Consider the following 13,752-nt stretch of genomic DNA (forward strand, 5'->3'; position numbering starts at 1 on the left):
TCCGCTGTGAACCACCGGCCGCGTCGTAGAGTTCTACGACGCGGCCGTGCCGGTCCTCGTGACAATCGGCCCGTGCCCGGTGTCCGAGCGGTCACGTAGGCTCGACCATGTAGCGAACCGGAAAGACGACCGGGAAGAAGGGGAGGGGGCCAAGTGCTCATCGACACCTACGGCCGCGTGGCCACAGACCTGCGGGTCTCCCTCACCGATCGGTGCAATCTGCGCTGCACCTACTGCATGCCGGAAGAGGGCCTGCAGTGGCTGGCCAAGCCCGACCTGCTCACCGACGACGAGATCGTCCGCCTGGTCCGGATAGCCGTCACCGAGCTCGGCGTCACCGAGGTCCGCTTCACCGGCGGCGAGCCGCTGCTCCGCCCCGGCCTGGTCGGCATCGTCGAGCGCTGCGCCGCCCTGGAACCGCGCCCCCGGATGTCCCTCACCACCAACGGCATCGGGCTCAAGCGCACCGCGACCGCCCTGAAGGCGGCGGGACTGGACCGGGTCAACGTCTCCCTCGACACCCTGCGGCCCGAGGTCTTCAAGACCCTCACCCGCCGCGACCGGCACCACGACGTCATCGACGGCATGGCCGCCGCCCGCGAGGCCGGCCTCACCCCGGTCAAGGTGAACGCGGTCCTGATGCCCGGGCTCAACGAGGACGAGGCCCCCGACCTGCTGGCCTGGGCCGTGGAGCAGGGTTACGAGCTCCGCTTCATCGAGCAGATGCCGCTCGACGCCCAGCACGGCTGGAAGCGCGAGGGCATGATCACCGCGGGCGACATCCTGGAGTCGCTGCGCACCCGCTTCGAGCTGACCCCCGAAGGCTCCGACGAGCGCGGCTCCGCCCCCGCCGAGCGCTGGCTGGTCGACGGCGGCCCGCACACGGTCGGCGTCATCGCCTCCGTCACCCGGCCCTTCTGCCGGGCCTGCGACCGGACCCGGCTCACCGCCGACGGCCAGGTGCGCACCTGCCTCTTCGCCACCGAGGAGACCGACCTGCGGGCGGCGCTCCGCTCCGAGGCCGCGGACACGGAGATCGCCGACCTCTGGAAGAAGGCGATGTGGGGCAAGAAGGCCGGCTCGGGCCTCGACGACCCGAGCTTCCTCCAGCCCGAGCGCCCGATGTCGGCGATCGGCGGCTGAGCCCGGGCCGGCCGGCCCGGGGCGCCCGTCGCCTCCGCCGGGCGCCGCTCGCTCAGGCCGGGTCCCACTCGCTCAGCGGGACGACGTCCTTCAGGAAACCCCGTACGCCCAGGAACTGGGAGAGGTGCTCGCGGTGCTCCTCGCACGCGAGCCAGGTCTTGCGCCGCTCGGGCGTGTGCAGCTTGGGATTGTTCCAGGCGAGGACCCAGACGGCGTCGGCCCGGCACCCCTTCGCGGAACAGATCGGCTTCTCGTCACTCACCTGATCATTGTCCAGCAAGGGCGATGCCGAGCAGCCACGGGGGGAGCTGCCCGGCATCGGTCCGTCGCTCCGACGGGGGATGCGGAGCGCGTAGGCAGTATGTCACGGGCCATGGGGTGCGGTGCACCGGAACTTCATGATTGATCTGAGCATTTCTTGAGCTTCCCGCTCACGCTGCGTGATCGTTTCCCTCGTCCCGGCGTTCCGCATCCGCGTCCAGCGCCGGCCGCACCGGATGGGGGATGAGGGTGGCGGGAAGGGACGGCGCGGACTCGCGGCCCGCGTTGGCGATCACCACCGCGATGTAGGGCAGCACCGCCCCGACCACCAGCGCCACGACGGCCACGTGGCGTTCCACGTTCCACAGCGCGGCGGCGGCGATCACGGAGAGCGTGCGGATCGTCATCGACACGACGTACCGGCGCTGCCGGCCGCGGACGTCGTCGGCCAGGCCCTGCCGGGCACCCGTGATCCGGAAAACCTCGGGTCCGCCATGCTTCCGCATCACATCCACCACCCACAGCCGTGCCGGACCCTCCCCGGTCCGTACCTGATTCCACGGTACGCCCGTCGTCCCCGGCGAAGGAGGGCGGGGCACGTATGGACTCGTCCGACATGCGCCGTATGGCCGAGCCGCCGAGACTGGGCACACATGCGCACGAGGAGGCGACGATGGGTTGGTTGTGGGCGATCATTGTGGGCTTCGTCCTGGGTCTGATCGCGAAGGCGATCCTGCCCGGCAAGCAGCAGATCCCACTCTGGCTGACGACCGTGTTCGGCATTCTGGGCAGCGTGCTCGGCAACGCGGTCGCCACCTGGATCGGGGTCAACGACACCAAGGGCATCGACTGGACCCGTCATCTGCTCCAGCTCATCGGCGCCGTCGCCGTGGTCGGGGTGGGGGACATGCTGTGGGCCTCGATCCGCAGCAGCAGGCAGCGGGCCTGACCCCCCCAACCGACACACCGGAGGCCCGGTACGGCGCACAGCGCGCGTACCGGGCCTCCGGTCGTTCTCGACGGCGGTCCTCCGCTCCGGACCACGTCCCGATCCGGCCGGCGGTGTGCCGCTACGACGTCAGCCGGCGACCAGCTCGATCGCCGCCAGGTTCTTCTTGCCCCGGCGCAGCACCAGCCAGCGGCCGTGCAGCAGGTCGTCCGCCGACACCTCGGCGTCCTCGGCGGTCACCTTCACGTTGTTCACGTAGGCGCCGCCCTCCTTCACCGTGCGGCGGGCCCCCGACCTGCTCGGCGCGAGACCGACCTCGGTGAACAGGTCCACGACCTGGCCCAGCTCCGTCACGCGCGCGTGCGGCAGCTCGGACAGGGCCGCGGCCAGCGTCGCCGCGTCCAGGTCACCCAGCTCGCCCTGGCCGAACAGCGCCTTGGAGGCGTCGATCACGGCCTGGCACTGCTCGGCGCCGTGCACCAGGGTCGTGAGCTCCTCGGCGAGGGCCCGCTGGGCCGTCCGCGCCTGCGGCCGCTCCGCCGTCAGGGCCTCCAGCTCCTCCAGCTCCGCACGGGACTTGAAGGAGAGGATCCGCATGTAGGTGGAGATGTCGCGGTCGTCCACGTTCAGCCAGAACTGGTAGAACGCGTACGGCGTGGTCATCTCCGGGTCCAGCCAGACGGCACCGCTCTCGGTCTTGCCGAACTTGGTGCCGTCCGCCTTCACCATCAGCGGCGTCGCCAGCGCGTGGACCTGCGCCGCCGGCTCCAGCTTGTGGATCAGGTCGAGGCCCGCCACCAGGTTGCCCCACTGGTCGGAGCCGCCCTGCTGCAGCGTGCAGCCGTAGCGCCGGTACAGCTCCAGGAAGTCCATGCCCTGCAGCAGCTGGTAGCTGAACTCGGTGTAGCTGATGCCCTGCTCGGACTCCAGGCGCCGGGCCACGGAGTCCTTGGTCAGCATCTTGTTGACCCGGAAGTGCTTGCCGATGTCCCGCAGGAACTCGATCGCCGACAGGCCGGCGGTCCAGTCCAGGTTGTTCACCATGACCGCGGCGTTCTCGCCCTCGAAGGACAGGAACGGCTCGATCTGCGAACGCAGCCGGTTCACCCAGTTCGCGACCGTCTCCGGGTCGTTCAGGGTGCGCTCGGCGGTCGGCCGCGGGTCGCCGATCTGGCCGGTGGCCCCGCCGACCAGCGCCAGCGGCCGGTGCCCGGCCTGCTGGAGCCGGCGCACGGTGAGCACCTGCACCAGGTGGCCGACGTGGAGACTGGCCGCGGTCGGGTCGAAACCGCAATAGAACGTGACGGGACCGTCCGCGAGCGCCTTGCGCAGGGCCTCTTCGTCGGTGGACTGGGCGAACAGCCCACGCCACTTCAGCTCGTCGACGATGTCCGTCACGTCGTCCGTCTCCTCGTGATGATCACTGGTGCTTACGGGAAAGAAGTTGTCCCGATCAGTCTATGGGGGTCAGACCCCCTGGCTGACCGAGCTCATGTTGAAGTCCGGGACCCGCAGGGCCGGCATCGCGGCCCGGGTGAACCAGTCGCTCCACTCGCGCGGCAGCGTCTTCTCCGTCCGGCCCGCCTCGGTGGCCCGCGACAGCAGGTCGACCGGGGACTCGTTGAACCGGAAGTTGTTCACCGCGCCGACCACCTCGCCGTTCTCGACGAGATAGACGCCGTCCCGGGTCAGCCCGGTGAGCAGCAGCGTCGCCGGGTCGACCTCGCGGATGTACCAGAGGCAGGTCAGCAGCAGACCGCGCTCCGTGGCCGCGACCATCTCCTCCAGGGACCGCTCCCCGCCGCCGTCCAGGATCAGGTTCCCGGCTCCGGGCGCCACCGGCAGCCCGGTGAGGCCCGCGGTGTGCCGGGTGGTCATCAGATGGGCCAGCTTCCCGTCCCGTACCCAGTCCACGGGGGAGATCGGCAGACCGTTGTCGAAGACGGAGGAGTCGTCGCTCGAGGAGTGGGCGAGCACGAACGGAGCCGACTCCAGACCCGGCTCGTTCGGGTCGCTGCGCAGGGTCAGCGGCAGCGGCGAGAGCGTCTCGCCGAGCCGGGTGCCGCCGCCGGGCTTGGAGAAGACCGTACGGCCCTCCACCGCGTCCCGGGCCGTCGAGGACCACATCTGGTAGATCAGCAGGTCGGCCACGGCCGTCGGCGGCAGCAGCGTCTCGTACCGCCCGGCCGGCAGCTCGATCCGCCGCTCCGCCCAGCCGAGCCGGGTGGCGAGCTCCACGTCCATCGCCGCCGGGTCGACGTCCTTGAAGTCCCGCGTCGAGCGCCCGGCCCACGCGGAACGGGCCCGGTCCGGCGACTTGGCGTTGAGCTCCAGGGTGCCGTTCGGCTGGTCGTGCCGCAGCCGCAGCCCGGTCGAGGTGCCCAGGTAGCTGGAGGTCAGCTCGTGGTTGGCGAACCCGTACAACTCGCGGCCGCCGGCCCGGGCCCGGGCGAAGGCCTCGCCGAGGGCCGGCGCGAAGGCGTCGAAGACGGCGGAGGAGGTCTCCGCCGGGGCGTCGGTGAAGTCGGGCGACGCGGCCACGTCCGCCACCAGCGGCTGCGCGTCCTCGGCGGGACCCGCCGCCCGCGCCGCCGCCTCCGCCGCGCGCACCAGCGGCTCCAGGTCCTCGGCCGTCACCGCCGACCGCGACACGACACCGGAGGCGGTGCCCTGGGCGCCGTCCACGGTGGCGATCACGGTCAGCTGCCGGCCCCGGGTGACCCCGTTCGTGGTGAGCGCGTTCCCGGCCCAGCGCAGATTGGCCGAGGACTCCTCGTCGGCGATGACGACACACCCGTCCGCGCGGGACAGCTCCAGGGCCCGCTCGACGATCTCGTACGGCTTGCTGACGCGGCTCATCGACCGGCCTCCTGCGTCGTGTTCAGAATGTTGACGCCCCGGAACAGGGCGGAAGGGCAGCCGTGCGAGACCGCGGCGACCTGACCCGGCTGGGCCTTGCCGCAGTTGAACGCGCCGCCGAGGACGTACGTCTGGGGGCCGCCGACCTGCTCCATGGAGCCCCAGAAGTCGGTGGTCGTCGCCTGGTAGGCGACGTCCCGCAGCTGGCCGGCCAGGCGCCCGTTCTCGATGCGGAAGAAGCGCTGGCCGGTGAACTGGAAGTTGTAGCGCTGCATGTCGATCGACCAGGAACGGTCGCCGACCACGTAGATGCCCCGCTCCACGCCGCCGATCAGGTCCTCCGTGGAGAGCCCGCCCGGATCCGGCTGCAGCGACACGTTCGCCATCCGCTGCACCGGCACGTGGCCGGGGGAGTCGGCGAAGGCGCAGCCGTTGGAGCGCCCGAGGCCGGTCAGCCGCGCGATCCGGCGGTCCAGCTGGTAGCCGACGAGCGTGCCGTCCTTCACCAGGTCCCAGGACTGCGCCTCGACGCCCTCGTCGTCGTAGCCGACGGTCGCGAGCCCGTGCTCGGCGGTCCGGTCGCCCGTCACGTTCATGATCGAGGAGCCGTAGGCCAGCTTGCCCAGCTGGTCGAAGGTGGCGAAGGAGGTGCCCGCGTAGGCCGCCTCGTAGCCCAGCGCGCGGTCCAGCTCGGTGGCGTGGCCGATCGACTCGTGGATGGTCAGCCACAGGTTGGAGGGGTCGACCACCAGGTCGTAACGCCCGGCCTCGACGCTCGGCGCCCGCATCTTCTCGGCGAGCAGGCCCGGGATCTCCTCCAGCTCCTTGTCCCAGTCCCAGCCGGTGCCGGTCAGGTACTCCCAGCCCCGCCCGACCGGCGGCGCGATCGTCCGCATCGAGTCGAACTCGCCGGTCGTCCCGTCCACGGCGACCGCCGTGAGCTCCGGGTGCAGCCGCACCCGCTGCTGGGTGGTGACGGTGCCGGCGGTGTCCGCGTAGAACTTGTTCTCGAAGACGGTCAGCAGCGAGGCGTCCACGTGCGCCACGCCCTCCGCCCGCAGCAGCCGCGCGCTCCACTCCGCGAGCAGCCCGCTCTTCTCCTCGGCGGAGACGGTGAACGGGTCGATCTCGTACGAGGAGATCCACACCTTGTCCGCGTGCACCGGCTCGTCGGCGAGCTCCACGCGCTCGTCCGACCCCGCCGCCGCGATCACCTTCGCCGACAGTTTCGCCATGGCCACCGCCTGCGAGGCGACCCGCGCGGCACCGTCCATGGTGAGGTCGACGCCGGACGCGAAGCCCCAGGCCCCGCCGTGCACCACGCGCACCGCGTAGCCGAGGTCCGTGATGTCGGAGGAACCCGACGGCTTGGCGTCCCGCAGCCGCCACGAGGCGCTGCGCACCCGCTCCAGGCGGAAGTCGGCGTGCTCGGCACCGAGCGCCCGCGCCCGCGCGAGCGCCGCGTCGGCCAGCGCCCGCAACGGGAGCTGGGTGAAGGCTTCGTCGAGGGAATGCGGCCCAGATTGCACAGCTGTCTCCTGTCGTGTGAGACCGGTCGCCCCCGATCATGTCGTGCTTTCGGCCGCGATGCCCAACCTTTCTGTAGGGACCCGACAGTGACATCCGTACGCCACTGTCAGGGCCCGATTCTCTGGATCGTGGAACGGACCGATAGGTTTTCGACGTACCAGACCGCTTATCGAAAGGGTGATCCGTTGAGCCGCTCGGTTCTCGTCACCGGAGGCAACCGGGGCATCGGCCTCGCCATCGCCCGCGCGTTCGCCGAGGCAGGCGACAAGGTCGCGATCACGTACCGCTCGGGCGATCGGGCGGAGCTCGAGAAGCAGGGCTTCCTCGCCGTCAAGTGCGACATCACCGACACCGAGCAGGTGGAGCAGGCGTACAAGGAGATCGAGGAGAAGCACGGTCCGGTCGAGGTGCTGGTGGCCAACGCCGGCGTGACCAAGGACCAGCTCCTCATGCGCATGTCCGAGGACGACTTCACGTCGGTCCTCGACACCAACCTCACCGGCACCTTCCGGGTCGTGAAGCGCGCCAACCGCGGGATGCTGCGCGCCAAGAAGGGCCGCGTCGTCCTGATCTCCTCGGTCGTCGGTCTGCTGGGCTCCGCGGGCCAGGCCAACTACGCCGCCTCGAAGGCCGGTCTGGTCGGGTTCGCCCGTTCCCTCGCGCGTGAGCTGGGCTCGCGCAACATCACCTTCAACGTCGTCGCGCCCGGTTTCGTCGACACCGACATGACCGCCGTGCTCACCGACGAGCAGCGCGCCGGCATCGTCTCCCAGGTGCCGCTGGGCCGCTACGCGCAGCCGGAGGAGATCGCCGCCGCGGTGAAGTTCCTCGCCTCCGACGACGCCTCGTACATCACTGGAGCCGTCATCCCGGTTGACGGCGGATTGGGCATGGGTCACTGATCACATGAGCGGAATTCTCGAGGGCAAGCGCATCCTGATCACCGGTGTGCTGATGGAGTCCTCCATCGCCTTCCACGCCGCGAAGCTGGCCCAGGAGCAGGGCGCGGAGATCATCCTCACCGCCTGGCCGCGGCCGACGCTCACCGAGCGCATCGCCAAGAAGCTGCCCCAGCCCGACAAGGTCAAGGTCCTGGAGCTCGACGTCTCCAACGACGAGCACCTCGCGCGTCTGGAGGGCCAGGTCCGCGAGCACCTCGGTGACCGCCTGGACGGCGTCGTCCACTCCATCGGCTTCGCCCCGCAGGACGCCCTCGGCGGCAACTTCCTGAACACGCCGTTCGAGTCGGTCGCCACCGCCATGCACGTCTCGGCCTTCTCGCTGAAGTCCCTGACGATGGCGCTGCTGCCGCTGATGAGCGAGGGTGGCTCGGTGGTCGGCCTCACCTTCGACGCGCAGTTCGCCTGGCCGCAGTACGACTGGATGGGCCCGACCAAGGCCGCCCTGGAGGCCACCAGCCGTTACATGGCCCGTGACCTGGGCAAGCAGAACATCCGCTGCAACCTCGTCTCGGCCGGCCCGCTCGGTTCGATGGCCGCCAAGTCCATCCCGGGCTTCAGCGAGCTGGCGAGCGTCTGGGACAGCCGCTCCCCGCTGCAGTGGGACCTCTCCGACCCGGAGCCGGCGGGCCGCGCGATCGTGGCGCTGCTCTCCGACTGGTTCCCGAAGACGACCGGTGAGATCGTCCACGTGGACGGCGGTCTGCACGCCATCGGCGCGTAAGCCTCCGGCAGACGTGCTCCGGTAGACGTCCTCCGTCTGCCGTACGCCAGACGTACGGCAGACGGACGAAGGGCCGGGCTCCCGCCTCGCGGCGGGCGCCCGGCCCTTGTCGTTCCCGGGCCCCGCCGCCCCGACTCGAAAAGTCGCCCGAATCCCCGCAGACTGGGTCAGAGCGTGACGTTCAGAGCGTGACATTCCGGCTACTGACGGGGAGGAGGTACGGGTATGCGCGCGCCGCACTTCAGGGCCCCCGCGTTCTTCTCGGCCGCCGCACTCCTCGCGGGTCTGGCCGGCCTCGCCGTCGCCGCCGAGGTCCGGGCCGCTCCCGCTCCGACCGCGGACGCCACCGCGGGCGCCGTGTCCGTCACCGTCCGCGGGGCCGGATCGGGCGACGACGTCGGCGCCTCCTGCCGCACCCTCGTGCAGGGATCCGTCGTCACCGCCCACTGCCAGAACCCCTACCCCCGCACCGACCGCGTCCGCCTCCACGTGGAGTGCGACCGCTGGTGGGACCTCGACACCGACAGCGCCCCCGTCGACGTCGGCCCCGCCGACTACGCCCAGGTCACCGGGCGCTGCTGGAAAGAGGTCCGCTCGGCCTGGATCACCCACGAACCGGCGGCTCAGGGTTCCTGAGGCGCTCCAAGGTGCGGTCGGCTCCGCACTCAGCGCTTGGGCGCGGCTGCCTCCGGGCTCCTCAGGCAGAGGAACGGATAGCTCGCCGCCTCCGTCGCCGCGCGGTCGGCGTCGCCCTCGCGGATCGCCTCGACCAGACGCGCGTGGTCCATGTGGTTCTCCGGCCGCAGCTCCCGGCCCACGTCGCCGCGCAGCCACTCGCGCAGGACGTGCCCGAGGTCCGCGTAGAGCTCGGTGAGCACGTCGTTGTGCGAGGCCACCACCACCGCGTGGTGGAAGACCGCGTCCGCCGTCACGAACGCCTCGGCGTCGCCCGACAGCCACGCCTCCTCGCGCTTCAGGAGCAGGGCGTCCAGCTGCTTCAGGTCCCGGTCGGTGCGGCGCTGCGCGGCGAGCCGGGCCGCCGACGACTCCAGGGTGGAACGCAGCTCCGCCACGTCCCGGGGCTCGGAGCCGGCGAACCTGCGGTGCATGACACCGGCCAGCTCGCTCGTCGCCACGACGTACGTGCCCGAGCCCTGCCGGATGTCCAGCAGTCCGTTGTGGGCGAGCGCGCGCACCGCCTCGCGCACGGTGTTGCGGGCGACGCCCAGCTGCTCGACGAGCTCCGGCTCCGTCGGGATCCGCGATCCCACCGGCCACTCGCCGGAGGTGATCTGGTTCCGCAGCTCGGCGATCACCTGGTCGGAGAGTCCGGTACGCCGGGGGTGGCCGAGCGCCATGGCCGCACCTTTCGTTCGTCTGCTGAGGGAGACCGGTTGTTCGAGATTGGACAACCAATCATCCCATGATTCTATGATGGTCCCATGCCTGACGACCGCCAGACCCTCGACCCCGCCACCGAGCAGTCCCGCCGCGTCACGAGAGCGGCCACGCCTCCCGCGCCCGCGGGGCCCGCCCGCTGGGTCACCCGGCTCGTCGTCGTCGGACTCGTCCTCTCCGCGCTCAACCTGCGCCCGGCCATCACCAGTCTCGGCGCCCTGCTCGAAGAGGTCAGCGGAAGCCTCCACATGAGCGGCACGGTGGCCGGCGTCCTCACCTCGGTGCCGCCGCTGTGCTTCGCCGTCTTCGGCATCGCGGCCCCCCGCCTGGCCCGCCGCTTCGGGCCCGCCGCCGTGGTCTGCGCCGGCATGGCCGCGATCCTCGCCGGTCTGCTGCTGCGCCCCTTCGCGGGCGGCACCGCGGGCTTCCTCGCCGCCAGCGCCCTCGCCCTCATGGGCATCGCGGTCAGCAACGTCCTCATGCCCGTCCTGGTCAAGACCTACTTCCCGGACCGGATCGGCAGCATGACCGGCCTCTACTCCATGGCCCTCGCCCTGGGCACCTCGGTGGCCGCCGCCGCGACCGTCCCCCTGACCGACGCGCTCGGCGGCGGCTGGCGGCTCGGCCTCGGCGTCTGGGCGGCGCTCGCCGCCGTCGCCGTCCTGCCGTGGCTCCCGCTGCTCCGCAGCCGCGCCGCCGCGGCGGGCACGACGGGTACGACCGGCACCGCGGGCACGGCGGCCCGCAAGGGAGCGGGTGCGGGCGCACGCGCCGGCGGGGGAGCCGCGCCCGCCGCCGCGGCCAAGGTGCTCCGCAGCCGCACCGCCTGGGCCCTCGCCGTCTTCTTCGGCCTCCAGGCCACCGGCGCCTACATCACCATGGGCTGGATGCCGCAGATCTTCCGTGACGCCGGCGTCCCCGCCTCGACCGCGGGCGTGCTCCTCGCCGTCACCATGGTCATGGGCGTGCCGCTGGCCTTCGTCATACCCGGCCTCGCCACCCGGATGAGGCACCAGGGCCCGATCGTCGTCGCGCTCGGCCTGTGCGGCCTCACCGGCTACACCGGCCTCTTCCTCGCCCCCGCCGGCGGCGCCTGGATCTGGGCCGTCCTCCTGGGCGTCTCCAACTGCTCCTTCCCGCTCGCCCTCACCATGATCGGGATGCGTTCGCGCACCGGCGCCGGCGTCGTGAAGCTGTCCGCCTTCGCGCAGAGCGTCGGCTACCTCATCTCCATCCCCGGCCCGCTCCTCGTCGGCGTCCTCTACCAGCACAGCGGCGGCTGGGGGGTGCCCATCGCCCTCATGGGCGGCCTGATGATCCCCCAGATGATCGTGGGCGTCCTGGCGGGCAGGGACCGGGTCGTCGAGGACGAATGCTGAGATGGGAGACTGATCCCATGCCCGTACTCGAACCGAACCCCCCGAACGGCCAGAAGAAGCTCCTCATCGTCTTCGGCGCGATGATCGGCATCACCGTCGTCATCGGCATCATCGCCTCCCTCGCCTCGCCCTGAGCGCCGCGAGGGGCCGCTCCGCGCGGCCTGGTAGGGCTGTCCCCCCTGTCCCCTAGGGGGCAGGTCTCAGGGTGAAGTGGGTGGATCACCTGATGGGCCGGGAAGCCCGCGCTCCGTAGTTTGGAATCACCGAAAGCAAGCACGGAGATCCCATCCCACGGAGGCGGCCATGACGGCGCGAACCCACCCCGGTGCCCAGGCGGTCTGGACGGCCCCGACGACGCGGTCCGGCGTCGACACCCGCCTGCCCTGGTGGGCGCTCGCCCTGCCCGCGGCCGCGTTCATCGCCCTCCTCCTGCTGATAACGGGACCGGGAGAGGCGCAGGCCCTGAGCGGTGAGGCCGGGCTCGGACGCGTCCTGGAGCACATCCAGCAAACGCTCTCACTCTGAGTCGGGTCGGCCCGATTCGTGCGAAGCTGTGGAACATGAGCGTCGACACACCCCGCAGGATCGTGCTGCTCCGACACGCCAAGGCGGACTGGCCCCAGACCTCCGACCACGAGCGCCCGCTCGCCGAGCGCGGCCGCACGGACGCCCCCGTCGCGGGCCGCAAGCTCGCCGACACCGGCATCGCCTTCGACCTGGCCCTCTGTTCGACCGCCCTCCGCACCCGGGAGACCTGGAAGCTCGCCGTTCACGAGCTGCCCGAGCGCCCGAAGACGGTCTACGAGGAGCGTCTCTACGAGGCCTCCCTCGGCGAGCTCATCGCCCTGGTCAACGAGACCCCGGAGACCGTCGCCAACCTGCTGCTCATCGGCCACAACCCAGGGATGCACGCGCTCGCCGACGCCCTCGCGGGCCGAACCGAGGGCGACAGCCTCGCGCGGATGAACCGCAGCGGCTTCCCCACCTCCGCCTTCGCCGTCGTGTCCCTCACCGGCTCCTGGAAGTCCGTCGAGCACGGCGTGGGCACCCTGGTCGACTTCTGGACCCCGCACCCCTGAGCCGTACGCCCCCGCTCGTCCGTACGCGCTCGTACGCGAAAGGGCCCGGCCGTCGTCCGACGCCCGGGCCCTGTTCCGTACCCCGTGCTCAGTGCAGCAGCTCGCCCGTGCCGCCGTCCGCCGCCTCGACCTCTTCGCGGGTGATGCCCAGGAGGTAGAGGACGGTGTCCAGGAACGGCACGTTGACCGCGGTGTCCGCCGCCCGCCGCACCACCGGCTTGGCGTTGAACGCCACCCCGAGGCCGGCCGCGTTCAGCATGTCCAGGTCGTTGGCGCCGTCGCCGATCGCGACCGTCTGCGCCAGCGGCACCCCGGCCTCCTCGGCGAACCGGCGCAGCAGCCGCGCCTTGCCCGCCCGGTCCACGATCATCCCGGTGACCCGGCCGGTCAGCTTGCCGTCCACGATCTCCAGGGTGTTCGCCTGGGCGAAGTCGAGCCCCAGCTTCTCCTTGAGGTCGTCGGTGACCTGCGTGAAGCCGCCGGAGACCACGCCCACCTGGTAGCCGAGCCGCTTGAGCGTACGGATCAGGGTGCGCGCCCCGGGGGTCAGCCGCACCTCGGCGCGGACCTTGTCCACCACCGACGCGTCGAGGCCCGCCAGCAGCTCCACCCGCGCGTGCAGCGACTGCTCGAAGTCCAGCTCGCCGCGCATCGCGGCCTCGGTCACCTCGGCGACCTTGTCCTCGCAGCCGGCGTGCGCCGCGAACAGCTCGATGACCTCGTCCTGGATGAGCGTCGAGTCGACGTCCATGACCACGAGCCGCTGGGCCCGCCGGTGCAGCCCGGCGGAGACCACGGCCACGTCGACGCCGACCGCGTGCGCCTCGGTGGCGAGGGCGGTCCGCAGCGGCTCGGTCTCGCAGCCGGAGACGGCGAACTCGACCGCCGTCACCGGGTACTTCGCCAGCCGGAAGATACGGTCGATGTTGCCGCCGGTCCCGGCGATCCGAGCCGCTATGGCCGCCGTCTGCTCGGCGGTCAGCGGGTGCCCCAGCACCGTGACGTGCGAGCGTCCCTCGCCGCGCGGACGGTTGTCGCCCGTGCCCGAGATGATCTCGGCCTGCAGCTTCATGGACTCGGCCCAGCTGTGCACGGTGGCGCGCAGCTCACCCTGGGTGGCGACGGTGGGCTCGGTGACGAGCGCGCACAGGACGAGCCGGCCGCGGGACACGACCTGCTCGATGTCCACGACGTCGACCGAGAAGGCGGCCAGGGTGTCGAAGAGTCCGGCGGTGATCCCGGGACGGTCCTTCCCGAAGATCTTGACGAGAAGAGTGGGAACGTCCGCGGTGGGAACGTCCGGTGTCTGCGATGCGCTCATGGTGCTTCCACCGTATCGGGCACCGGGTGCCACCAGACCCCCCGTCCCGACTGACGGACACCCGCGTGGCTCCGGACGGGGGGCGTGTCCTGCGGATCAGGCCCTCCTCCGGCTGCCCCGGGCGGGCTACGCAAGCTCTTCACGCGGCCC

16 protein-coding genes are annotated in these 13,752 nt (G+C 71.4%); 9 read left to right on the forward strand and 7 right to left on the reverse strand.

Annotated features, from left to right (window positions below):
* Nucleotides 1–153 precede the first annotated feature (153 nt).
* A complete protein-coding gene (moaA, locus tag ACIGXE_RS05805; protein WP_399743543.1) occupies nt 154–1,143 on the forward strand; it encodes a GTP 3',8-cyclase MoaA in 990 nt (329 codons plus the stop codon).
* A 52-nt stretch (nt 1,144–1,195) separates the two neighbouring features.
* On the opposite strand, the gene ACIGXE_RS05810 is transcribed toward moaA, so the two are convergent.
* Together ACIGXE_RS05810 and ACIGXE_RS05815 are read right to left on the reverse strand one after the other, a co-directional pair.
* Entirely contained in the window at nt 1,196–1,462 is a 267-nt protein-coding gene (locus tag ACIGXE_RS05810; RefSeq protein ID WP_399743546.1) for a hypothetical protein, read from the reverse strand.
* Between the two features lie 112 nt (nt 1,463–1,574).
* The gene (locus tag ACIGXE_RS05815; RefSeq protein ID WP_399743549.1) at nt 1,575–1,910 is read right to left on the reverse strand and encodes a DUF3099 domain-containing protein; all 336 of its coding nucleotides are present in this window, start codon (nt 1,908–1,910) and stop codon (nt 1,575–1,577) included.
* Nucleotides 1,911–2,077: 167 nt separating this feature from the next.
* Between ACIGXE_RS05815 and ACIGXE_RS05820 the strand changes: the two genes are divergently transcribed.
* Complete coding sequence (locus ACIGXE_RS05820) at nt 2,078–2,353, forward strand: GlsB/YeaQ/YmgE family stress response membrane protein (protein ID WP_399743552.1); 276 nt, start codon at nt 2,078–2,080, stop codon at nt 2,351–2,353.
* Nucleotides 2,354–2,482: 129 nt separating this feature from the next.
* Here ACIGXE_RS05820 and tyrS read toward each other — a convergent pair whose 3' ends face one another.
* From tyrS to ACIGXE_RS05835, 3 genes are all read right to left on the reverse strand, one after another.
* Nucleotides 2,483–3,751 carry a tyrosine--tRNA ligase gene (tyrS, locus tag ACIGXE_RS05825; RefSeq protein ID WP_399743555.1) on the reverse strand — a complete coding sequence of 423 codons (1,269 nt, stop codon included), beginning with the start codon at nt 3,749–3,751 and terminating at the stop codon, nt 2,483–2,485.
* A gap of 69 nt (nt 3,752–3,820) precedes the next feature.
* Nucleotides 3,821–5,212, reverse strand: coding sequence for a metallopeptidase TldD-related protein (locus ACIGXE_RS05830; protein ID WP_399743559.1), 1,392 nt, complete (start codon nt 5,210–5,212; stop codon nt 3,821–3,823).
* The gene (locus ACIGXE_RS05835; RefSeq protein ID WP_399743562.1) at nt 5,209–6,741 is read right to left on the reverse strand and encodes a TldD/PmbA family protein; all 1,533 of its coding nucleotides are present in this window, start codon (nt 6,739–6,741) and stop codon (nt 5,209–5,211) included. The genes ACIGXE_RS05830 and ACIGXE_RS05835 overlap by 4 nt, the downstream gene beginning before the upstream one ends.
* A gap of 186 nt (nt 6,742–6,927) precedes the next feature.
* Between ACIGXE_RS05835 and fabG the strand changes: the two genes are divergently transcribed.
* From fabG to ACIGXE_RS05850, 3 genes are all read left to right on the forward strand, one after another.
* Complete coding sequence (gene fabG / locus ACIGXE_RS05840; protein WP_399743565.1) at nt 6,928–7,644, forward strand: 3-oxoacyl-[acyl-carrier-protein] reductase; 717 nt, start codon at nt 6,928–6,930, stop codon at nt 7,642–7,644.
* 4 nt (nt 7,645–7,648) lie between these two features.
* Entirely contained in the window at nt 7,649–8,425 is a 777-nt protein-coding gene (gene fabI / locus ACIGXE_RS05845) for an enoyl-ACP reductase FabI (protein ID WP_399743569.1), read from the forward strand.
* Nucleotides 8,426–8,650: 225 nt separating this feature from the next.
* Entirely contained in the window at nt 8,651–9,061 is a 411-nt protein-coding gene (locus tag ACIGXE_RS05850) for a hypothetical protein (protein WP_399743572.1), read from the forward strand.
* A 29-nt stretch (nt 9,062–9,090) separates the two neighbouring features.
* Here ACIGXE_RS05850 and ACIGXE_RS05855 read toward each other — a convergent pair whose 3' ends face one another.
* The gene (locus tag ACIGXE_RS05855; RefSeq protein ID WP_399743575.1) at nt 9,091–9,783 is read right to left on the reverse strand and encodes a FadR/GntR family transcriptional regulator; all 693 of its coding nucleotides are present in this window, start codon (nt 9,781–9,783) and stop codon (nt 9,091–9,093) included.
* A gap of 84 nt (nt 9,784–9,867) precedes the next feature.
* Between ACIGXE_RS05855 and ACIGXE_RS05860 the strand changes: the two genes are divergently transcribed.
* From ACIGXE_RS05860 to ACIGXE_RS05875, 4 genes are all read left to right on the forward strand, one after another.
* Nucleotides 9,868–11,202 carry a CynX/NimT family MFS transporter gene (locus ACIGXE_RS05860; RefSeq protein WP_399743578.1) on the forward strand — a complete coding sequence of 445 codons (1,335 nt, stop codon included), beginning with the start codon at nt 9,868–9,870 and terminating at the stop codon, nt 11,200–11,202.
* A gap of 17 nt (nt 11,203–11,219) precedes the next feature.
* On the forward strand, nt 11,220–11,336 hold the full coding sequence (locus tag ACIGXE_RS05865; protein ID WP_399743581.1) for an SGM_5486 family transporter-associated protein: 117 nt from the start codon (nt 11,220–11,222) through the stop codon (nt 11,334–11,336).
* A 169-nt stretch (nt 11,337–11,505) separates the two neighbouring features.
* Nucleotides 11,506–11,727 (forward strand): hypothetical protein, encoded by a 222-nt coding sequence (locus tag ACIGXE_RS05870; protein ID WP_399743584.1) that lies wholly within the window; start codon nt 11,506–11,508, stop codon nt 11,725–11,727.
* A 35-nt stretch (nt 11,728–11,762) separates the two neighbouring features.
* The gene (locus tag ACIGXE_RS05875) at nt 11,763–12,281 is read left to right on the forward strand and encodes a SixA phosphatase family protein (protein WP_399743587.1); all 519 of its coding nucleotides are present in this window, start codon (nt 11,763–11,765) and stop codon (nt 12,279–12,281) included.
* 88 nt (nt 12,282–12,369) lie between these two features.
* Here ACIGXE_RS05875 and serB read toward each other — a convergent pair whose 3' ends face one another.
* Nucleotides 12,370–13,602 (reverse strand): phosphoserine phosphatase SerB, encoded by a 1,233-nt coding sequence (gene serB, locus ACIGXE_RS05880; RefSeq protein ID WP_399743590.1) that lies wholly within the window; start codon nt 13,600–13,602, stop codon nt 12,370–12,372.
* Between the last annotated feature and the right edge of the window lie 150 nt (nt 13,603–13,752).

The organism is Streptomyces sp. NPDC053431, assembly GCF_044544925.1.
GTDB lineage: Bacteria > Actinomycetota > Actinomycetes > Streptomycetales > Streptomycetaceae > Streptomyces.